20 protein-coding genes and 2 tRNA genes are annotated in these 21,434 nt (G+C 49.1%); 10 read left to right on the top strand and 12 right to left on the bottom strand.

From position 1 onward, the window contains the following. The first annotated feature begins 38 nt into the window (after positions 1-38). The 3 genes from HZC01_00445 (at position 39) to HZC01_00455 (ending at position 861) form a co-directional block, all read left to right on the top strand. Positions 39-287 (top strand): GIY-YIG nuclease family protein, encoded by a 249-nt coding sequence (locus HZC01_00445; GenBank protein MBI5037168.1) that lies wholly within the window; start codon positions 39-41, stop codon positions 285-287. A 12-nt stretch (positions 288-299) separates the two neighbouring features. Further along, positions 300-373: transfer RNA gene (locus tag HZC01_00450), tRNA-Pro, on the top strand. Between the two features lie 254 nt (positions 374-627). Beyond that, on the top strand, positions 628-861 hold the full coding sequence (locus tag HZC01_00455; GenBank protein MBI5037169.1) for a hypothetical protein: 234 nt from the start codon (positions 628-630) through the stop codon (positions 859-861). Between the two features lie 132 nt (positions 862-993). On the opposite strand, the gene HZC01_00460 is transcribed toward HZC01_00455, so the two are convergent. Both HZC01_00460 and HZC01_00465 read right to left on the bottom strand, forming a co-directional pair. Next, positions 994-2,370: a hypothetical protein gene (locus HZC01_00460; GenBank protein MBI5037170.1), complete on the bottom strand. Its 1,377-nt coding sequence runs from the start codon at positions 2,368-2,370 to the stop codon at positions 994-996. A gap of 160 nt (positions 2,371-2,530) precedes the next feature. Next, on the bottom strand, positions 2,531-4,048 hold the full coding sequence (locus tag HZC01_00465) for an adenylosuccinate synthetase (protein MBI5037171.1): 1,518 nt from the start codon (positions 4,046-4,048) through the stop codon (positions 2,531-2,533). 255 nt (positions 4,049-4,303) lie between these two features. Here HZC01_00465 and HZC01_00470 point away from each other — a divergent pair, with 255 nt between their 5' ends. Beyond that, on the top strand, positions 4,304-4,789 hold the full coding sequence (locus tag HZC01_00470) for a hypothetical protein (protein ID MBI5037172.1): 486 nt from the start codon (positions 4,304-4,306) through the stop codon (positions 4,787-4,789). 59 nt (positions 4,790-4,848) lie between these two features. On the opposite strand, the gene guaA is transcribed toward HZC01_00470, so the two are convergent. From guaA to HZC01_00485, 3 genes are read right to left on the bottom strand one after another with little or no spacing between them, the layout of a single operon-like run. Continuing rightward, positions 4,849-6,381 (bottom strand): glutamine-hydrolyzing GMP synthase, encoded by a 1,533-nt coding sequence (gene guaA / locus HZC01_00475; GenBank protein ID MBI5037173.1) that lies wholly within the window; start codon positions 6,379-6,381, stop codon positions 4,849-4,851. 5 nt (positions 6,382-6,386) lie between these two features. Further along, positions 6,387-7,376, bottom strand: coding sequence for an adenosine deaminase (locus tag HZC01_00480; GenBank protein MBI5037174.1), 990 nt, complete (start codon positions 7,374-7,376; stop codon positions 6,387-6,389). 4 nt (positions 7,377-7,380) lie between these two features. Beyond that, the gene (locus HZC01_00485) at positions 7,381-8,439 is read right to left on the bottom strand and encodes an IMP dehydrogenase (protein ID MBI5037175.1); all 1,059 of its coding nucleotides are present in this window, start codon (positions 8,437-8,439) and stop codon (positions 7,381-7,383) included. 143 nt (positions 8,440-8,582) lie between these two features. On the opposite strand from HZC01_00485, the gene HZC01_00490 reads away from it, so the two are divergent. After that, on the top strand, positions 8,583-8,975 hold the full coding sequence (locus tag HZC01_00490) for a hypothetical protein (GenBank protein MBI5037176.1): 393 nt from the start codon (positions 8,583-8,585) through the stop codon (positions 8,973-8,975). A gap of 54 nt (positions 8,976-9,029) precedes the next feature. Here HZC01_00490 and HZC01_00495 read toward each other — a convergent pair whose 3' ends face one another. The 7 genes from HZC01_00495 to HZC01_00525 all read right to left on the bottom strand — a co-directional run bounded on the left by HZC01_00495 (position 9,030) and on the right by HZC01_00525 (position 16,139). Continuing rightward, positions 9,030-9,476 (bottom strand): hypothetical protein, encoded by a 447-nt coding sequence (locus HZC01_00495; GenBank protein ID MBI5037177.1) that lies wholly within the window; start codon positions 9,474-9,476, stop codon positions 9,030-9,032. 250 nt (positions 9,477-9,726) lie between these two features. Then, positions 9,727-9,797: transfer RNA gene (locus HZC01_00500), tRNA-Gln, on the bottom strand. 321 nt (positions 9,798-10,118) lie between these two features. Then, the gene (dnaX, locus tag HZC01_00505; protein MBI5037178.1) at positions 10,119-11,714 is read right to left on the bottom strand and encodes a DNA polymerase III subunit gamma/tau; all 1,596 of its coding nucleotides are present in this window, start codon (positions 11,712-11,714) and stop codon (positions 10,119-10,121) included. An 89-nt stretch (positions 11,715-11,803) separates the two neighbouring features. Further along, positions 11,804-12,424: a hypothetical protein gene (locus HZC01_00510; protein MBI5037179.1), complete on the bottom strand. Its 621-nt coding sequence runs from the start codon at positions 12,422-12,424 to the stop codon at positions 11,804-11,806. Positions 12,425-12,482: 58 nt separating this feature from the next. Further along, a complete protein-coding gene (locus HZC01_00515; protein MBI5037180.1) occupies positions 12,483-13,022 on the bottom strand; it encodes an SAM-dependent methyltransferase in 540 nt (179 codons plus the stop codon). A 6-nt stretch (positions 13,023-13,028) separates the two neighbouring features. Next, complete coding sequence (locus HZC01_00520; protein ID MBI5037181.1) at positions 13,029-15,575, bottom strand: type IV secretory system conjugative DNA transfer family protein; 2,547 nt, start codon at positions 15,573-15,575, stop codon at positions 13,029-13,031. 15 nt (positions 15,576-15,590) lie between these two features. Beyond that, complete coding sequence (locus HZC01_00525) at positions 15,591-16,139, bottom strand: hypothetical protein (GenBank protein MBI5037182.1); 549 nt, start codon at positions 16,137-16,139, stop codon at positions 15,591-15,593. Between the two features lie 278 nt (positions 16,140-16,417). Here HZC01_00525 and HZC01_00530 point away from each other — a divergent pair, with 278 nt between their 5' ends. The 5 genes from HZC01_00530 to HZC01_00550 all read left to right on the top strand — a co-directional run bounded on the left by HZC01_00530 (position 16,418) and on the right by HZC01_00550 (position 21,337). After that, positions 16,418-16,933 carry a hypothetical protein gene (locus HZC01_00530; GenBank protein ID MBI5037183.1) on the top strand — a complete coding sequence of 172 codons (516 nt, stop codon included), beginning with the start codon at positions 16,418-16,420 and terminating at the stop codon, positions 16,931-16,933. A 350-nt stretch (positions 16,934-17,283) separates the two neighbouring features. After that, positions 17,284-18,249 carry an ATP-dependent Clp protease ATP-binding subunit gene (locus HZC01_00535; GenBank protein ID MBI5037184.1) on the top strand — a complete coding sequence of 322 codons (966 nt, stop codon included), beginning with the start codon at positions 17,284-17,286 and terminating at the stop codon, positions 18,247-18,249. A gap of 22 nt (positions 18,250-18,271) precedes the next feature. Then, a complete protein-coding gene (locus HZC01_00540; GenBank protein ID MBI5037185.1) occupies positions 18,272-19,153 on the top strand; it encodes an EamA family transporter in 882 nt (293 codons plus the stop codon). A 117-nt stretch (positions 19,154-19,270) separates the two neighbouring features. Further along, positions 19,271-19,864, top strand: coding sequence for a hypothetical protein (locus tag HZC01_00545; protein MBI5037186.1), 594 nt, complete (start codon positions 19,271-19,273; stop codon positions 19,862-19,864). A 105-nt stretch (positions 19,865-19,969) separates the two neighbouring features. Then, positions 19,970-21,337: a cysteine--tRNA ligase gene (locus HZC01_00550; GenBank protein ID MBI5037187.1), complete on the top strand. Its 1,368-nt coding sequence runs from the start codon at positions 19,970-19,972 to the stop codon at positions 21,335-21,337. The last annotated feature ends 97 nt before the right edge of the window (positions 21,338-21,434 follow it).

The following is a 21,434-nucleotide window of genomic DNA, read 5'->3' on the forward strand; positions in this document are numbered from 1 at the left end:
CTAAGGCGGATCAGCCTCTGGCTGAGGCGAAACTTCTTATGTTTACTGTATATGTTTTGAAAAGTAAACGTAACGGAAAACGCTACGTTGGATACACATCAAAGAAGCCAACTCTACGATTGGGGGAACATAACCAAGGTTCTAATACGTGGTCTCGACATAACGGTCCATTTTCACTGATACATACTGAAAAATTTCCTGATAAAACATCTGCTATCAAACGTGAACGATTTCTGAAGTCAGATGTGGGAAGAAAATGGCTTGACAGTTTCCTGTCTGATGTCTGACGCGATCTCCGTCGGGGATTGGCCTAATTGGCTAAGGCGCACGATTCGGGTTCGTGAGATTCCGGGTTCAAGTCCCGGATCCCCGACGGAGATCGGATCAAAAGCTAATAAAAAAGTCACAACAGCTGTATATTACAATTGTGCCTGCACATGAATAATTCATTCGCGAATCGTTCATGTGCATTCATAATTACGTGAATGCGAAACCTTCACCCTTCCTTTTTAGGAGGACACCTTGATCCTTTCATCTTCTCCTCACAGTCCGCCGAGACATTGATTCATTATTTGGATCACACAGATGAGTAACCAAAAACTTTTCAATGTCATCGGAGGACTATCTATGAGTAAATCTACGCAAGTTCAGCTGGCTGAACTGTTCCCCAAGGGTTCCGGCCGTGCACCAGAAGGCACCAGAATTCACTTTCAGCCGGACGGGCTGAATGAAACGGTGACCGGTACGGTCAAGAAAAGATCGGGCAATATGGCCCGCATCGAATTCCTGGATCCCAATAAGAGTGGGGCGCCAACCAGAGTTGACCTTCCTCTCACACAGGTCGTCACCAAACTCGGCTAAATCAGCCACACTTCGCGTATTATCTCATTTCAACGGCTCGCGCATCTTTGCACGGGCCGTTATTTTTTTATGTTATAAAATCGCCGTCGGTCGAAAAACCAACGGCGATACAAAACAAGACAGATCAAAGGATCAACAATTCGGCTCAAGCGCAGCAGTCAGGTCGAGTCCGTTCCGCTGATACACAACCGGCATGTTCTGCTGGAGTGCCTTCTTGAAATCGAAACAAGGATCGAGGCAACCAACAGGAATCATGTCTCGCAACAGTCGAGCGCCTTCGGCATCTGAACGCGGGAACAAGGACTGTCGGAGCGCATACCCTAGGTCTCGCTCTTCCTCCATCGCTTTGAAAGCGCATCCCTGGACGAAATAGTAGACGTCATCAGCAGTAAAGCCATGTTCAGGAGTACAGAGCTGTTCACAGAGCACCGTCTTTACCTGCTCCGATGCCCAGCAGCCAAAAGTGCGCTGAATGCCCTTTGCCATTCGGTCGCGCTGGACTTCCATGCCCGAAACTATTTTTGTCATCAGTTGCAGCATGTAGCTGATAAGAATGGTAGAATCCGGCAGAATAATCCGCTCGACCGAGGACTGCGAGATATCACGCTCCAATGGCGTGGCGATGTTCTCCATCGCCGCATGCGCGTAACCGCGTAGCGCGCGCGGCATGCCGCGCTCACGCTCATTCATGATCGTGTTCTTCTTGTGCGGCATGGCACTTGACCCCTTCTGTTTCTTCTTCCGAGGCTCAAGCACTTCTCGATACGCAGTCTGACCGAGGATATAATTATCCATGGCCATCTTTTCCAGAACGCCGCCCAGGATGGCAATCTCGGACAAAAGCCGGGCCATGCTGTCACGTAAGACAATCTGCGATGCCGCCGGCCGGACGCGCAGACCCAACAGTTTGAGAATGTCAGCCTCCAGCTCAGGAGTGAGAGAGCCGTAGGTGCCCATAGCTCCAGAACACTTCGTCATCTCCAACTGACTACCAACGAATTGCAGGCTTTCTCGAGACTGCCGCAGCCCATCGAGATATACGAGCAATCGCGCCGCATAGGTAATCACCTGACCATCCTGGCCGTGGGTGATACCCATACAGTAAGTCCACTGGTGCGCGCTTGCCTGGTGGCAAGTCGCGTCAATCAGCGCATCGAGATCACGTGTAATTTCCTTCAATGCCAATCGCAACAGCAACGCCATAGCCGGATCTTCGGTATCATACGAAGTAACCAGCTCGTGAAATTTCCCCTGTAATTCTACAGGAAGATACTGACGAACCACGTCGACAAACGCCTGGAGATCATGCTCGATCTCCTTTTCTCGCTGTTCGATTTCCCGAGCAGTGAAACGCGCTGCATCTTTGATGCGCTGGTGAGTTCCGACAGGATACTCGCCCCGCAGTTCACGTGCTTTAATGACGGCCAATTCAACCTGTAGCCACATCTTAAATTTACGATGCAGCAGCCAGACCTGGCCAATGCGTTTTGGTGTATATCGTTTAATCACGACACACCTCCTCTTTTAGTTATAGGGTTCTTTGTTTATTTCAGCCTCCAAATTCCCCTACCTTAGCACCGCGACCTACAATCGTCAATAATAAAAATCTCGTTCCCACCGAAGTGAAAACGAGATCTCGATCTAACAATAGAACTAATCCTCCATTTGATTATGCAGACTTGTGTCGCGAACGCTTCGCCACATCCGGACGAATGATAATGGCGTCCCGTTCAGGGCCAGTACCAATGAGCAGAATCGGCACGCCCAGTCGCTTCTCCAGCTTCCAGATGTATCGTTTCGCCGCTGCCGGCAATTTGTTCCAATCGGTTATTCCGGTGATATCCTGATCCCATCCCTCCCAGAACTCATAGACCGGGCGGATGCGCGAGAGTGAATCGGTATCGGGCATCATACCGGGGGACAATTGCTTATCGTCAAGCAGATACCCGATCACCACCGGAATTTTTTTGATTCCAGATAGCATGTCGAATCGCGTCAAAGCGAAATACTGCGGACCATTGATGCGGATGACATAGTGAAGCCACATCAGGTCCATAAATCCCACGCTTCGACCACGACCAGTCGTGGCGCCGAGCTCATAGCCCAACACTTGGAAGTACTGGCTCCAGTCGGCCATGGTAGCGCGGCCATCATTGATCCGCTGAAGTTTGTCACGGAGAAATGCATTGCGTTCCGCCGTATTTTTGAAGAGGTTGGGATGCATTTTGGCAAACCAACTCGCCTTCTTCCGATCCCAAATCTCCGATGGGAATGGACCCTCACCAACACGAGTTGGCAAAGCTTTCATGACCATCAGTACGATAGCTTTGGCGAATGCCTTCAGCGGCAAACCACTCCCCAAGGGAGCGCCACCGGCGACCGAATGTCCCGATGACACATACGGCCAGGTACCAAGATCAATATCCAGACCTGGTGCTTGGGCCGCCTCGAAAAGTATGCGCAAACCAGCGGTATACGCTCCAGAAAGCTCGTGGGCAGTATCGGTGACCATTGACTTGATAATCGCCGCATCGCGGAGCAACGCCTTCTCAACGGCGATAGGCAAGGGAATGTCCTGACGCTTGATCAAACCCGCTTTGACCATCGCGTCAAAATCAGGCTTGAGCGCCCGATACAATCCCTGAAGTCGTAAGCGGAGTGCTTTCGACTGATAGAGATGATGAACCTGCGGACCACACCGCAAAACTTTTAGTCCTGCGAGTGGACCAATTGCCTTGCCAGTCGTGCCGACTTTCTTGCCGCCAGCTGAATGCTCCAGCCAGCGCTCGAAGAGTTCGTGCCACGGTGTCCAGAGTGGCGAGTATTTATCCACCCAGATGGGGGGTAACTTCTTGCCGAGGACGCGCCGAGCATCCTCAAATTCAGCGATAAACCGCTTGAGGTCAAAGAAGACCCCGCGCGCCAACACGCACCGAATACCCTGTGCAATTCCGCACGGAATCAGATGGCCAACGAACTTTTTACCCTCGGGGGTCACCAGCGTATGGCCAGCACCAGCGCCGCCACTGTAGCGGACAGCCAGATCATACAAATGGGAAAGAAAATCGACGATCTTGCCCTTACCCTCATCCCCCCAGTATGAACCGGTGATGATGAGCATTTGAGCGGAACAAAAGATGCGCCGCGCCTGTGCGTACAAACGCTGCATTTTCTGAGAAACTGACATAGAATACCTCCTGGCGTTGCCTGAAATGTCAAAGCAGGCTATTTTTCATGTTTATTGTTATTTCAAATTATCTCACCTTATCATTCCACTGGCATGCCGTCAATTCTATCAAAAATGATTATTTCTAATGCCTGGCTTGACGACACGTCAGCCCAAGACGTACAATACGTCAAAACCAACACATAAACCGCCTTCATGGTTTCATAGGAGGAACCCATGTACCAGCTCATTACCATAGTACTGCTCTACACGTGTATGAGCACGGCAACGGCAACCGCCAACACCACCCAAACCGCTACCGACACAACCGTCGACTCTCTTACTGCACAATGCCAGGAACTGCAATTGGATCGTGACTCAGTCGTGGCAGCCTTTCAGACAATGGATGCATTACTCGCCGGGGAGCTGACATACTTTGAACGGAGCTCTACCGTTGACACGGGCAAAACATACTATTATGCAGCCGTCGATAGTGAAATAACAGCTCAGCACCTCGCTCGAAAACTATCGTGTACCTTACCACCTAGTTTTATTACGGAACCTGACTACTATTTTGTCGTCGGCTATCGCCTCAGTGAGGACTATGGAGATAAGCCCTGTCGTGTCCTTGATATGAATGCGTACAAACATTCCACGGACTATCACCTGCCCATCGTTAAACTCACCTATTGCTTAACAACCGGCACCCGCTACTACCAATACATCACTGACCGCGGTACGGTCTACTACACGATGGAGTGAATCCTCATACTCTGATAAACAAAAAAACCCGCCTTTGCGCTTCTGCACTGGCGGGTTATTTATTCCCACTCAACCGTCCCCGGCGGCTTCGACGTAATGTCGTACAGCACGCGGTTCACTTCATGGACTTCATTGGTGATGCGCGTGGCAATGCGAGATAATATTTTCTCTGATAACCGTGTCCAATCCGCAGTCATAAAATCAACCGTGGACACCGCTCGCACAATAATAGGAAATCCATACGTTCGTGAATCCCCTTGCACCCCGACGGATCGAATCGTGGGCAGTACGGCAAAATATTGCTGCGGCCGCTTTGCTAATGGCAGGTGATCAATTTCTTCACGCACAATAGCATCAGCGAAGCGTAAAATGTCCAGCTTTGGCTTGGTAATTTCGCCGATGATTCTGACCGCCAATCCCGGCCCGGGAAACGGCTGCCGTTCGACGACGCTTTGCGGCAACCCTAATACGCGGCCGACGCGGCGAACTTCGTCTTTGTATAATTCACGAAATGGTTCAATCAAGGTAAAGCCGAATTTCTTTGGCAAGCCACCCACGTTGTGGTGGGATTTTATGACCGCAGCGGTTTTACCCACGCTCACGCCAGATGTGATCGCGTCGGTATAGAGCGTCCCCTGCACCAGCCAACGGACATTCTTGCCGAGTTTCTTCGCCTCACGTTCAAAAATTCGAATAAACAATTCACCAATAATCTTTCGCTTCCGCTCAGGATCAGTCACGCCCGCCAAGGCACCGAGAAATTCCGATTCTGCTTGAATCACCCGCAGGTCGACCCGTTGATACGAACGAAATGTCTTTTGTACTTGCTCCACTTCACCGGCGCGAAGCAAACCGGTATCAACAAATATGCAGGTCAATTGTTTACCAATGGCTCGATGCACCAACGTAGCAGCCACTGATGAATCAACCCCACCGGATAATGCGCAAACCACCCGATCATTCCCCACCTGCGTTTGAACTGATTCGATCTGTCGCTGGACAAATGTTTTCATGGTCCACGTGCGTTTGGCACCCGTGGCACGGATAAAATTGCGGAGCATCACCATCCCTCTTTTTGTATGTGATACTTCGGGGTGGAATTGAATACCGAATAATTTTCTGCGTTCATCAGCAATTGCTACATACGGACAATTGTCCGAACTGGCCAAGGCACGAAATCCGCGAGGCAATCGCGTCACATTATCACCGTGCGACATCCACGTCGCCTGGCTTCGCGCTAGGGACTGAAACAACGTGCCGGCGCGTTTAATGTGCACCGAGGCTGGGCCATATTCCCGCTTAGTGCCACGCGTTACTTTGCCACCCAATTGGTGCGCCATCAATTGCAGTCCGTAGCAAATACCTAGGACAGGGAGGCCAAGCGTATAGATACGTTTATCAGGGATTAATGCCGTTGATCCAGACAGGTTTCTGGGACCGCCAGAGAGGATGATACCGCGAGAATCAGCTAATGTGTTGAGCGGTGTATTGTAGGCTACTAATTCAGCATATACCCCAAGCTCACGGATCCGCCGCACAATCAGATGTGAGTATTGGGAACCGAAATCAAGTACGTAAATAATCTCTTTCATAGCGGCTATTTCACGAAGGCTGCTTCAAATGCCCACTGGGTGCACTGATTGATCTGCGCCTGGGTCAAAATATGATTCTTTTTGAGTAATTGCTGTTCCTGGAAAATGTTCGTCCGGTACATCTCGGGCCCATCAGTATTGATGGTAAATTTTATTTTATGCTGAAGGTATTTTCGTACAATAGATCGCAAATCATTGATATTCCGTATCACCGAATTTTTGAGGTTTGAAGTTGGGCACATTTCCAGCGTGATATTCTGCTTCACAATGTCGCGCATCAGGGCGGGATCTTTGGTGCAGAGAAATCCATGACCGATCCGATCTGGACGAATCTGGCGCACTACAAATCGCATCTCCGGTATATTCCCCTCTTCTCCGGTATGAACCGTGATGCCGAGTCCAGCTTTGCGTGCTTGCTCAAAGAGTGGCGCGTGGCGCTTCATAGAAAATGATTTACGCTGCGGGCCGGCGACGTCAATGCCGACGATGCCTAAGTGACGATACTTAATCGCCTTTTTCAAAATCACTTCATTTTGTTTGAATGATAGCATGCGATCCATCATGAGAATCAGTCCGGCTTTCACTTGCGGATACTCTAGTTGTGCTTGTTGCATTCCCCAGATGGCAGCCATGATAATATGATCAAGATCCATCTCCCCGCCGCGATTACGGAACATGGGATTAAACCGTAATTCATGCAACACAATATTACTGGCACGATAACCTCCACCGATAACGCTCCGTACAGATTCCCGCAGTGGTCCGGGTGATGATTGAATTAACTCTGTCCAATAGAAAAAATCATAGTGCATCGAATTCAAATTGAGATTTTTTTCATCCTTATCCATGGTAATCATGGATTCAAAATCCCAATAATTCTTACTCGGTAATTTTATGCCACGCTCATGAGCGATAGACCAGAGCATAGCTGGATCCACCGATGAGCCTAAATGGGCGTGGAGTTCAACTGATGGATTTTTTGATCGTGAGTCCATAGGACTAGTAGTTAGGGGCTTTTTTCGCAATTGTAATTGTATGGGGGTGAGATTCTTTCAGGCTAGCGCTGGTTATCTGGATAAAACGAGCTTGTTTCGTTAATGCAGGTATATCCATTGCCCCCAAATACCCCATACCACTCTTCAGTCCACCGACGATATTCCAGACAACATCTCCGACTGGGCCTTTATATGGCGTAATCGCTTCCACGCCTTCAGGTACATACTTTTTCTTTCCTTTCTGGAAATACCGATCGCTGGATCGGCCACTTTGCATAGCAGCCAGGCTACCCATGCCGCGGAACTGTTTGTACTTCTTACCTTCAATAGTCACTACCTTTCCGGGCGCTTCATCTGTACCAGCCAACATTGAGCCGAGCATAACACTGGATGCACCGGCCGCTAAAGCTTTCACGACGTCACCCGAGTATTTCATACCACCGTCGGCAATCACGGGAATCCCGCGCTTGCGAGCGACGGCTACCACATCCATAATGGCAGTCAATTGAGGAACACCCACGCCGGTTACGATACGCGTGGTGCAAATAGCACCAGGACCAATACCAACTTTCAATCCGTCAGCAAATGGCATCAGCGCACGTGCCGCTTCAGCAGTGCCAATATTTCCTAAAATCAAAGGGGTACGAATTGCTTTCTTGATTTTCTTAGCATCACGTATGATCCGATCATGATGTGCGTGAGCGCAGTCGACAAAAATAGCAGTCGCACCAGCTTTACTGATAGCAATCGCCCGCTCAATATCATGGGGGCCAACGGCAGCGCCCACCTGGACACCGGCGCGACGAGCTTCACGTACCCAGCGAACCGAATCAGCGATTGCACAATTCCGGTGCACCACTGCCATACCGCCTAATTTCCCCAGGGCAATCGCCATACGCGATTCACTCACCGTATCCATGGCCGCAGCAAGAATCGGGATGTCCAAAAAAACCGTCTTAGTCAGACGGCTACGCAGGTTGATCCGGTCACGATCCACCCCAGAGCGACGTGGTTCGAGAAGCACGTCATCAAAGGTGATACCTTGTCGGATGCGAATGGCCATACACTCTATTATTAAGGTTGCCGGTAGTATAGCATATTAAAAAATAATGTCTATAATATCAGCTTTCCTTTACGGTAAAAACTCAATTTGATACCATTAAAACAAACAAACCCAAACAGAGAACCCAAGGACGGAGGTCAATCGTGAAAGAATTAGTACAATACATCAGAGCTGGCGTAGCCAGCGGTGCAGTTGAAGAATTGAACATATGGGGGGCTGGGATCGACGAGGGTCGTGTCGAAGCTAATGTTATCGGCATGGCACTCATCGGTAAAATCGGCACTGATCGTGCTATCGCGATGTTCGAATTAGCGCTTGATGAAATAGCTCAAGCCGGACCGACGCCTCACTCTGAGGCAATCATGAAAGAACTCGGCCTACATTCCGGCCAAACTGAGCAGCTCGTCGAGCTACAATTCCAAGGATTGTCCGCTGCAGAGATCGCTGACAAACTTGAATCAGAAGAAATAACCCTGGATAATCCGGAACCAGAAACAAGGACAGTTAAATTTTCAGAAATTTCCTTTTCTGAATAACACGCAATTGGTTCTGCACACACTACAAGCGTCTCAGAAACCTGAGGCGCTTTTTTACATCTTAAGATTTTTTTCGTCTGCATTCTTCCTTAGTACCCATGGTGCCAGAACAATAACGCCCAAGCTCGCTCCGGCCACATTACTGATGAGATCCAACCAGGTATCATTAAACGTAGCTGCAAACGCAAATTGAAAATATTGAGTGTAATTTTGTAAAAAATATTCAATAATTTCATTACCTACCCCCAGCACCAGTACTGTACCAAAACTGAAAGTAAAAAATTGAAATGCTCGTATCGATACTCGTGCATCACGCGCGGCCAAGTAGCAAACGATCATGCCAAGCAATCCCCCACCCACTGCGTGTAATATCCGATTACTCCATTCAGCATCAGGTATTGAAAACGCGATGAGATAGCTCGTGACATTCATGCCAATAATCAGAACTACTGAGCGTATTGATCGAGAAGATATCCGCTGAGATGCCCCAGTAAAAAACATAGGAAATAACCAAAAACAAGCCAGATAAGCAACGCACAAACCGATTGTTAGAGATAGCAAATAAAGCATACATTAAAACTGATGATGGTGTGACAATTAGACTTGATGTTTCTTTCCAGAACCCCCGGGACTTGCCAGCCTCGCCGAGCGTCAAGTCTAGGCAGGCCCCGCCATTCGGCGGGATCTGCGCTCCCCCTTCGACAAGCTCAGGGTTCGCTTCGAGAATCGCATGTGACTATTATCCGTAATCCTCCGGGACTTGGAATCGAACCAAGATTACATGATTCAGAGTCATGCGTCCTACCATTAGACGATCCCGGAGGATTACGGACAAATCTATTTACAATTTTATTACCGCACTCTTATAGAAAACAGACAAATAAATCACTTCACCTGATTCAGCCTGCCCCGTAAATTTCGAACGAAGTGAGAAATTATGCGGGGAGTCATGCGTCCTACCATTAGACGATCCCGGAGTTCTGGAAACAATAGGCACTATTCGCCACGAGGTGAGGCATATGGTAACAAAACAGGCGCTCCTTGGCAAGATATGCATCGCGAGCATCGACTTCACGTCGGGCGAGCGATACTAATATTTTGAGGAAAGAATCGAAAACCACTTTCTCAAAGGGGTTTTCGAACTTAATTCTCTGCGACAACCTCACCACCAAAAATTGCCACGGCGTCCTGGACAATATTGCTGGCAGGTGCGACAGCTGGCGCATACTTCTCGAATTCAGCCGGATCAATCACGGCCGTGGTAATAGTGACGAGCATTCCCGTCAGTTCCTGAATCACGTCCTGGATCCGCGCTTTGACATTGCGTTCATTGGTGCGCTCAGCATGAAACGCATGCTGAAAAGCGATGGTCAGCCGATTATCATGCAAACTATAAGGGATGCCCACTTTGAGCGACATGCCAATCGAGCGGTGTGTCTGACCAATTGCATCAAGAATTTCTGACCATTTTTTCGTGATATCCGAAAGCGCGCGCTCATTCTTTTGCTTTGGAGCTGATTTTTTCGGCACGGGCGTTGGCTGCGCTGGCACCGATGATTCAGACTCGGGTGTTTCCACGGGTTTACGTCGACCACCGGTATGGGTGCCGCTCGGTGCAGCGGGTGGCTGAGATGATGGCGATTGATTTTTGGAAACGTCATCATCACTTACTAATCTCATCACAGCCATCTCCAGAGGCAGCTGCAAAATTGGCGTGGTGCGCATTTCTCGCTCAGCCTGCAACAGGGTCTCCATCATCGTCAATAGTGCGGTCACGGGCTGGTCCTTCACGAGCGTAATCAAATGGTCTCGGATCTCCCGCGCCAGTCCATATTCATCCATTTCTCGTGTATCACCGTAGGCGCGATAGAGCAAAGCAAAACGCAATATCTCAACGCACTCTTTGATAAATTCCTGCGGTGGTACGCCGTCAGTGATGAGTCGCTCAACAATTTCTAAGCCTGCCTGTGGCTCCCGCTTCACCAACGCTTGAATGAATGCAATGACTAACTCTTGATTTGATCGAGGCAATACCAATCCGGCCTGCTCCAAAGTAATCTTCTTTTCGCCCAGTGAAATCAATTGCCCGAGTAGTACTTCTGCATCGCGCACCGAACCATCCGCGCGTCGAGCAATCGCCTGCACCACGTCAGCATCAAGCGAGACCTGCTCCGCTTTCGCCAATATCTCTAATCGCTCAGCGAGATCCGCCACGCTGACACGCTTGAAATCAAATCGCTGGCACCGAGAAATAATCGTCTCCGGCACGCGGTGCAATTCAGTAGTGGCGAGTATGAAAATGACATGCGCCGGTGGCTCCTCAAGCGTCTTCAGCAATGCATTAAACGAGCTAGTGGAGAGCATGTGCACCTCATCTATGATGAATACCTTATACGTGAGATACTGTGGGGTAAAGCGAGCGTTCTCAATAATATTTTCCCGCACATTGTCCACTCCAGTGTGTGAGGCTGCGTCAATCTCAATCACGTCAATGGATTTACCCTCCAATATCTCCCGGGCGATTTTCTCTCGCTCAGCTTCGGGCAACGCCTGAGTATTGACCTCCATAGCTAAAAGTCGCGCCGTGGTAGTCTTCCCGACGCCGCGCGGACCAGCAAACAAATAGGCATGAGCCACGCGATTATGCGTTAATTCATGCTGCAAGGTCACTTTTATTGGTGTTTGACCGACGAGGTCGTCAAATCGTTGGGGGCGATATTTCCGATACAATGCGGGCATACGATACGAAAAAAGTTGCAAGTCGATTCGGTAAGGCGACTTGTATTGTAACGAGATGCTCAATTTTTGGCAACACCAAGAAAGGGAGACTAGCCCAAATCCTCGATTTCTTCCACAGGCTGACCCGCAGCAGGAGTAGTGGGCGCAGTTGGCTGAGGCGCGGCAGTACCTGCTTTGATAATATTCTCAACAGCTCCCCAATCGCTCGCCTGGCCTTTCGGCACCAACAGGACCACTTCATCACCCGGTTCGCCTTTGAAATACGTGACGCTGGCCAGCAAGACGCGATACGAGGTATCACCGACAACAACACGATATTCATCGGTAGTATCATCCTTCGTCAGCATGCCGACGACGCGCTGTCGCTCGACCGGGCCGATTTGTTTATACATAAATGTACCATCGGCAGTGATGGTCAGCTTCAGAGTATCACCCAAGACTAATTTTGACTTCGAAGCGTAGTTAGCTGGGACGCTGTACTGTTTGCCATCCGGGCCGACCATGTTTTGTCCGTCAAAAATGCCTTCAATTATTTTTTCGCCCTCAGTTTGAGAAACGCTGCCCACCGCTTGTGCTTTCGCCGTCACTTCTGCCGAATCATCCGTATCCCCCACCACCTGCGACAAGAGCTGCCGAGCACTCTCAATAGAGACATGGGCAGTATCGATAAGTTTCTTGATCTGCTGTAATTTATTTTGTTTTGCGGGCATATCTGTTAATTTTTGTTAAAATCTATGTGTTATTTTCTGCGGTACCAGTGTAGCGTATTTATGCGCGAGCGTCAACCCGGTAGATGAAAATGGGGATACGCTTCTCGGGACGATTAATGGCGATCGGCGTCCACCCGGGAATGGCAAAACTATAGGAAATGATCCGCGTGCCAGGTCGTAATTCCTTCTGAAATTTCGGCGCCAGTTTCTCCATGGCTTTTGGCGTCAAGAAACAAAACACAACCGTGGCCTGCCCCAGGTCCCGATTAAAAAAATCAGCGAACCGAATCTCCACCTGCCGCCACAATCCAAGCAATAAAATTTTAAGCCGAGAAATCAAATACGGCAAAAAGGAAACCTCATACCCTACCACGGTGCACGAATAATTATGCGCTAGCGCGATCAAAATCCGTCCATCCCCCGAACCCAGGTCATAGGCCACGTCGCTCTCAGTTAATTCTGCCAGGTCAACTACCCGCTTAATATCGCGCTTCAGTACCGGCAGCCACGGAGCCGCTTTCAGACCGGCATACGCTGCGGTACCAAAAATTAAAATGATACCGCCAAAGATCAATGTCCAACGAAGCAGTTCCGTCATACCGTATTATAATGAACGCTCCGCCATCGGCGTGACCGCTGGTCGAGTAGCCGCCCCGCCCAGTTGCGATCGAGTCATGATCTCCTGCTCTACCGACGCCTGGTCTCGACCATACTTCATCCGAGATAATTCTATGATCTGCTGGGCTAATGCCGAATTACCAGGCTGCGGTGGATACGTCTGCATGGTAAATGGCTTCGAGGCCGTATTATTAATAAGAAGCTTCACTAACGCTGTATACATATCAACGTTAATGATGTCGTACTCATTGAAAACCGGATCAAACTCCTTAGCAAACGTTTCCGCATCTTCGACGCCCACTCGGAACATAATCATGGTGCCAGCATTGCCAAATACCGCGTCCCGTATTCTGCTATCGTTATTTTCCCGTACCAGCTGACTGGTGTATTGATGCGCCATAGTCAGGCACAATCGGTATTTCCGTGCTTCGGATAATATGGTGGCGATGCTGTCGGTAACAAAATTTTGGAATTCATCCAAATACAAATAGAAATCATTACGCTTATCTTCCGGCAGACTGACACGCTTCATCGCGGCCATTTGCAATTTAGAAACAATGATCAGGCCAAGCAAATTGCTGTTTACCTCGCCGGTGGTCCCCTTCGCCAGATTAACCAAAAGTATCTTCCGGTTATTGAGCACGTCATCAAAATTAAATCCCGATCGTGGCTGGCCAATGATGTTACGCATCATGGCGTTTTCCACAAACCGCCCAACTTTTGAAATGAGGTACCCAAGCATTTCTGATTTATGGAAATCAGACGTCTTAGCCATTTCTTTTTCCCAGAAGGCGCGTACCACCGGGTCTTTCACCTTCGCCACTTTGTATTTCTGAAAAGCGGTATCTGTAAACATGCGGGGTATTTCAGCGATCGTGCCGGGCGACTCAGTATCCTCCATCAGCGTCAGCATGACATTGCGCATGTTGTGCTCAAACATGGGGCCAATCATTTCTGGCGGAAATAATTTATAGAATATCGCCACCATTTCCTGCACCGCAAAATCTTTTTCTTCCGGCGTGGTTGCTTCCAGCATATTCAAGCCGACCGGTCGGCTCATGTCCGACGGATTAAAATAAATGACATCATCCGCCCGCTCTTTTGGAATATGCTCCATCACGGTGCTAATAAGATCACCATGAGGATCAACGACCCCGACACCCTCACCATTCTGAATATCTTGAATAATCATATTAGAGAGCAACACCGATTTGCCAACGCCGGATTTACCGATCGTATACACGTGTCGGCGCCGGTCAGCTCGACTGATACGGATTAGCTGGTCGTTACCCCGATACGGGCTATGGCCCAGCACGATACCCTCATTAGGGATGTTGAGCGGGGCCGGGGCTTTCCGCGATTGGAGCCAGCGGATATTCGGCGTCTCAGTCATAGGTATCGGGAAATGGAATACTGAAGCCATTTCTTCTGCATTGAGCAATGATGATTGCTTTTCATTAAACCGGCGGTAAATATAATCGTGAATCAGCGTATCTTTCTTAAAGGGGTCCTTGCGCATGAAGCCATTGCCGTACTCATACATATTGTATTGGGAAAAAGCGTCGACGATGCCGGTTAAGTAAGCCTGCGCGCGTTGAGCGGTTTGGGCAGCAATAATAATGCGGATATTGACGTCCATGCCCGCCTTAGACGTTTTTTCTTCGATGCTCTTAGCTATCTCCTGATCGCGTGAAGACGGCATCCGCGGCTGCTGATAGGGGTCTTGCTTTTCCTTCTTGGGGACAAAGGTATGATAGACCGCGGACATAAATGCGGCGAAACCGTGTTTGCCCACGGCGTCATGGAGACTCATCCCCTGGTGAATATTGCGCGCCACGCGCGCGCCCTGATCATGCCATTCGCCTTTTGCCGAGCGTACCACATATTGAATAACCGCGCTTTCTCCGGTGGGTATTTTTGCCAGCACATTGGTAATCGATTGCAGTGGGTCCACTTCGAGCTGACGATAGGTGCGGATGGGAAAGAAAAATGGTTTTTTGAATCGCAGCGTGGTACCCACGACCGTACTGGTAGGCGTGAAAACATTAAAATCATCAACCGGCTCAATCTGCGCTCGTGGATATTGGGCATGGATCTGCTGTTCCAAATAATCACGCAGGTAGCGCGGCGTCACCACATAGAATGAAATCAACCCGCCCGAGACGACCATCTCTAGAGCAAAGTGATCGGTACGTCCGGCAATCGACGAGGTCATACCCCTTTGCGCCCGCATGCCACCCAGCGTGGCAAACCACGCTTCAGCTTCAGCCAGCATCGACTGAAGTTCGTGCTGCGGTTGACCCTCTCGAATAGCCATTTCAGATTCCTTGGGCACCGTCACTAGTAAAACAATTTTTTGCAATGCTTCGGGAAGAGCGCGCTCATTACGCATGTGCCGTCGCAATAACAAAAAAGACGCAACCACAACGATCACGACTGAAATGCTCAAAAGCAGTATAGGGAAAGCGGAACTACTGACAAGATTCCCCCACAGATCACCGATGCTGCCAAAAATATTTATGTTTGGCGCCATGCCAAGATGTAATGATTAATGCTGATTTCGGTTTTTTTGTTCACGGGCATTGAGCAGACGATCGGTCTTAATTTTTGCTTCCTGCTCGATGAAAAATTTATTGACCCCCGGGATCATTTGTAGCCACTCGCGGATTAAACTGAGAATCTCCCGTACTTTTACCTTGGCTTCACCCAAAAGCACATTGATCTTTGAGGCAGTCTCCTCACCCTTCTGCTGAAATGCCATTTGTTGCGCTTGATCCATCGCCAAAAATAAATCCTCCAGGTGTTCGGAAAGAATCCCCTCTATCTCAACCACCGCTGGGTCTTTTACCACGGGCGTGGCTGGTACCGGCGCTGGCATCGGCTGAATCGGAGCTGCCGCTGTCCGACGCGCGCTTTCACCCTCAGGACGCTGTTCTGGCCGCGACTCACGCACGTGCTCGGGTTGTGGCGCTTGCTCTGGACGCTGTTCAACCGGTGGACGCTGCTCAGGAGTCGGCTGTGCCTGTCCAGCTTCAGAAAAACCAAAAATATCTTCGACAGGCTTCTCTCTATTTTGCTGCGGAGCTGGTTCGGCCATAATGTGTATTTTTTATTATGCCCATATTATATCACTTTTTCTGCAAATAATCAAGATAGAGGAAATAAAAATGCAATTTTTTCCTGAAAAGTTATGCACATATCTAGAAATTGGCTAGAATTACGATAAGCCCAGCCTGCCCTAACCATTGACATTTCTTGACACCCATGATAGGATGTTGAGTTCTTTGCGCTCATTGTCAATTACGTCAATTTAGCTCAGGGAATACGCAGATAATTCCGAAACAATACTAATCGTCAAGAATAGGAGGGTACGTCATGTATCCAAGAATCATTTCTCTGCTGATCGTCGCGTGTGCGATGATCTTCACCTCCACCAGCTGCTACGCCGTCCAAAAGCGTAACAATACTGGCTGCGAAGTCAAAGCCGCTCCGCAATCTGTTCTGTACCGGGTTTTTCTAGCCTATCCAGGAGCCAACAAATCAGTTGGCGCCGAGATCTGGGGAATTATCAAGGTCAAAGGTGATTACCTCGAACTCGTTTTCGATTGGGACGAGCCAAGGGGATCGCTCACCAGTGATGCCTCTCCGACCGGATTCTGGTTCAAATGGGGTGACGGCCAGTGGATTCGCGCCAAGCGCGAAAGACACGGCAGTCGGTACATACTGACCATTACGAACCTGAAGAACAACAAGGAAGCCATGCTTTCTGTCAGGGCAACATTCAAGGAAGTATCCACTGGATACGATGAATATGGTGAGCAAATCACCAATACCCGGGAGAACGCCGGTACCGCGATCACGTCGTACAAAGTCAAGTTCTACAAGAACTAGACCTGGTACCACATCGCGGTACGAACTATCGAACGCTTCGAACTTCAAACACTCGGAGCGTTCTTTTTTTGTTCAAATTACTTTCCATTATTTAGAACGTGGGGTTCGGGGGATCCTCTAAGCCCCTCCTATCCACCACATCAATTCAAAATGGCGAGCGCATAGGAGCCCCCGGCAGTTCTTTTGAGCTACTTTTCTTGCTGCCAAGAAAAGTAGCAAGCTATTTGAAGAAAATCTTTAACCAGCGCCACGTCCATAAACAAACCCGAAGCGTTCATTTCTTATCACCATACCTTGCCAAAAAGCAAAAAAAATGCTATACTCATTACATACACAAAATAAAAACCATTATGTTCGACTGGCAGCCAGCATCGACCTCTCTTATGCTTATCCTCATTGTCTTGGGGGTAGTCATATTTTGGTTGTATCGAGAAAATATCAAAGCGCGCTCAAACACCGGCGTACTCAGATTATATTCAAAAGACTTAACCTCACTCGCCCGCCAGAACCAGCTGGATCCGGTTATTGGCCGTGAGCATGAGGTAGAGCGGGTTATTCAAATATTATCCCGCCGTACTAAGAACAACCCCGTACTGATCGGAAAATCCGGTGTGGGTAAAACCGCTATCATCGAGGGATTAGCACAAAAAATCTCCGATGGCAGCGTCACCACCATTCTTCAAAATAAGAAAGTGCTCGCCCTCGACTTGAGCGGGCTCGTGGCCGGCACTAAATACCGCGGCGAATTTGAAAAGCGCTTAAAATCATTGGTGGATGAAATCATTGCCGCCAAACGTTCTATTATTCTATTCATAGATGAAATACACACCTTAGCGGAGGCGGGCCAAGCCACCGGTGCCATTGATGCGGCAGACATCTTGAAGCCGGCCCTCGCCCGCGGCGACCTGCAAGTCATCGGCGCTACCACGCCCGAGGAGTACAAAGATTATGTAGAAAAAGACATGACCCTTGAGCGTCGTTTCCAGCCAGTCTTGATCGGCGAAGTAACCAAAGAACAAACGTTCAATATCCTCAAAGGCGTGCGTTCCCGATACGAGCAGCACCACCAGTTGAAAATCAGTGATGCCGCACTTACCCAAGCTATTGAAATGGCGGATCAACACATCCATGATCGGTACTTCCCGGATAAAGCGATTGACCTAATGGATGAAGCCGCCGCACTCGTTAAACTCCGCGGTATTAAAAAACCCGCTCCCGCCGGATCCGCGACCGTCGAGGCATCTGACGTCGACGAAGTGCTGAATGAATGGCGCGACGAGTCGCTCGAGTCAAAACCGCATGTCTCAAAAACATAAACACAACCCATAGCCTGACACTATGTCTGGATTTGTATTTGTCATTCTCGGCTCAATCCTCTTTCCGATTATTGAGGCGATCAAAAAACGGGCCACCCAATCCATCCCGGTGCCTATTATTTTTTGGGCAATCGCGACCTTTACCGCACCCGTCTACATCGGCTACCTTTGTTGGACTGGTATTCCAAGTTTAGGTCCGAATTTTTGGTTGCTCATTGGCATTAATACGCCGCTGCTGATCTTGAGCAACCTTATGTTGATCAAAGATGAAAAAATCGCTCCCCTCTCCACCACCCTCCCACTACTTTCTTTTACGCCTGTTTTCCTCATCTTCACTTCTTTTTTTCTACTGGGAGAATTACCTAATAGCTACGGCGTGATCGGCATATTTCTCGTCGTGCTCGGCGCAATACTACTCAAAGGAGAAGAATTGCGCCGCGGATTATTCTACCGCATGCGAGACATCTTTACCCATCGCTCCAGCCTGTATATTCTGGCGATTGCTTTTATGTATAGTTTTTCCGCTACCTTTGCTAAACTGGCTATCCAAGAAAGTAACGTCTGGTTTTTCCTAGGGATCACGGTAGTGACGGAAGCAATCTTTATGAACGTATGGATGCTCTCCAAACGCCGAAAAGATATCGGTAAATTCTTCCATAATGAGCATGCGAAACTGCTGGGCACCGTCGCGCTGCTGGCCATTGCCGCGGATGTGTTCATATTCGTCGGTATGGAAACGACGCTGGTATCATATGTCATCGCCATCAAACGCGCTTTCCTCATCTCCGGCAGCATCCTGCTGGGCGCGGCCTTTTTTCATGAGCGCAACATCAAATATCGCATTGGCGGAGCTCTGATAACCATTATTGGCCTCCTCTTTATTCTTGTATTTGGCTCTCGGTAGTAGATGAATCAGCATTGACAAGGCGCGCCGTCCGTGGTACGGTTGCGGCGGTTTTTTGATGCGCGTTCATCGATAAACCGTTAGCACACTTCACATCTTTCACTGAAGGGAGGCCGTATGGCTCACCAACCAGTGGATAACGGTAACACGGTGACAGTAACTAAAAAAGTCCCTGTCATTTTTTCTCAAACTGTTGGTACGTTCCATACCACACTTCGTCCTGGGACTCCGATCACGCTCGGAGCCATTATCGGCTCTATCACTGGGCTCGGAATCAGTCATGATGTCACTGCGGATATCGGGGGTACCCTGAGTGTACTCTTAGTCCACGACGGCGAGCCGGTCCAGTTTGGACAACCGATTGGCATCATTGTGCCGCCCGGTTCCTCCGAACCACCCACGCCAGTGGTAACCAATAGCCATGTGGGAGCTGCCCGACCGGTAGCGTCTGCCCCCGACCCGACACTACGCGACATTACCGCCCTGCTTGCGGGTACTTTCTACGCCGCACCGGCACCCGATGCACCACCGTATGTTTCGCTGCAGAGCCACGTCGCGGTTGACCAACCGGTCTGCATCATTGAAGCCATGAAAATGTTCAATGAAATACCCGCACCCTGCTCGGGGACGATCATGGAAATCCTGGTGACCAATGGAACGTTGGTCGAAAAAGATCAAGTGCTCTTTCGCATCAAAGCCGATAGTGCCTGATCCGCTTACCGTTATTCATCATTTCGTACGATGGGACGCAGATACCTGCTCCCATCTTTTTTTATCCGTTGCGAATACAAACTAAAACAGCTACAATAGCCGCATATGGCGCTACAGCTATTCAATACTCTTTCCAGAAAAAAAGAGACTTTCTCCCCACTCCACGATGCTGAGGTGGGTCTGTATACCTGCGGCCCGACCGTGTATAACTTTGCCCACATTGGTAATTTACGTACCTATGTATTTGAAGATATTTTGAAGCGAACATTAGTTGCCAATGGCTATACGGTCAATCACGTGATGAATATTACCGATGTTGGACATTTAACCGATGACGCTGATGATGGTGAAGATAAGATGGAAAAAAGCGCTGCCGCACAAAAAAAATCTGTCTGGGACATCGCTCAATATTATACTGATGCGTTCAAGCAGAACATGCAGGATCTTAATATTCTGGAACCGAACATCTGGGCCAAAGCAACTGACCATATCCCTGAACAGATTAAATGGGTGCAAAAACTTGAGAAGAAAGGCTTTACCTATCACACCAGCGACGGCATTTATTTTAATACCAGCAAACTGGCGGACTATGGCAAATTGACAGGCCAAAAATTAAATGAACTTAGAGAGGGTGCGCGCGTGGAAAAGAATGACGAGAAGCGCCACCCAACCGATTTCGCGCTCTGGAAATTCTCACCGGCCGGGCAGAAACGCCAAATGGAATGGGACAGCCCCTGGGGCATCGGCTTCCCTGGCTGGCATCTAGAATGCTCGGTGATGGCCTCGAAATATTTAGGTGAGCAATTTGATATCCACTGCGGCGGTATCGACCATATCCCCATCCACCATACGAATGAGATTGCCCAGACCGAGGCAGTCACGGGCAAACAATTTGTGAAATACTGGATCCACGGAGAGTTCTTGGTACAGAAAGATGCCAAGATGGCCAAGTCAGCCGGCAACTTTATTACCCTTGAGACGCTCAAGGAAAAAAACATTAGCCCGCTTGCCTACCGCTACTTTGTTCTGGGCACACACTACCGCAAACCACTCACCTTTTCATGGGAAGCGCTCACGGCCGCCCAGAATGTCTACGAAAATTTACTGTCATTGACGGCTGACCTCGGTGGGCCGAAAATCGGCTGCGCAGAATTTGAGCAAAAATTTATGAATGCTATCAATGATGACCTAAATACTCCCCAAGCACTCGCCGTAGTCTGGAATCTACTTAAATCTGATTATCCCAATTCCGCCAAAAAAGCGTCACTGCTCAAATTTGATGAAGTGCTTGGATTGAGCCTGAAGGATGCCAAGCCAATTGAAGTGCCAGATGAGGTGCGTGATTTAGCACAGCAACGTGCAACGTTACGTACAAAAAAAGACTTTGCGGGTGCCGATGCGCTCCGCGATCAAATTACCAAGGCGGGGTTTCGCGTGGACGACACCCCAGCCGGATCAGTCATCAAAAAGTAAAATACTAACATCAATTTTTCCTAGAAGGGGTCCGGGGGCTTCACTAAGCCCATGTTTTTGCTTTTCGGGTTTTGGTCAGTGGCGCATTGAAGCCCCC

Source organism: Candidatus Kerfeldbacteria bacterium, assembly GCA_016214565.1.
GTDB lineage: Bacteria > Patescibacteriota > Patescibacteriia > UBA10025 > JAHIVO01 > JAXDBW01.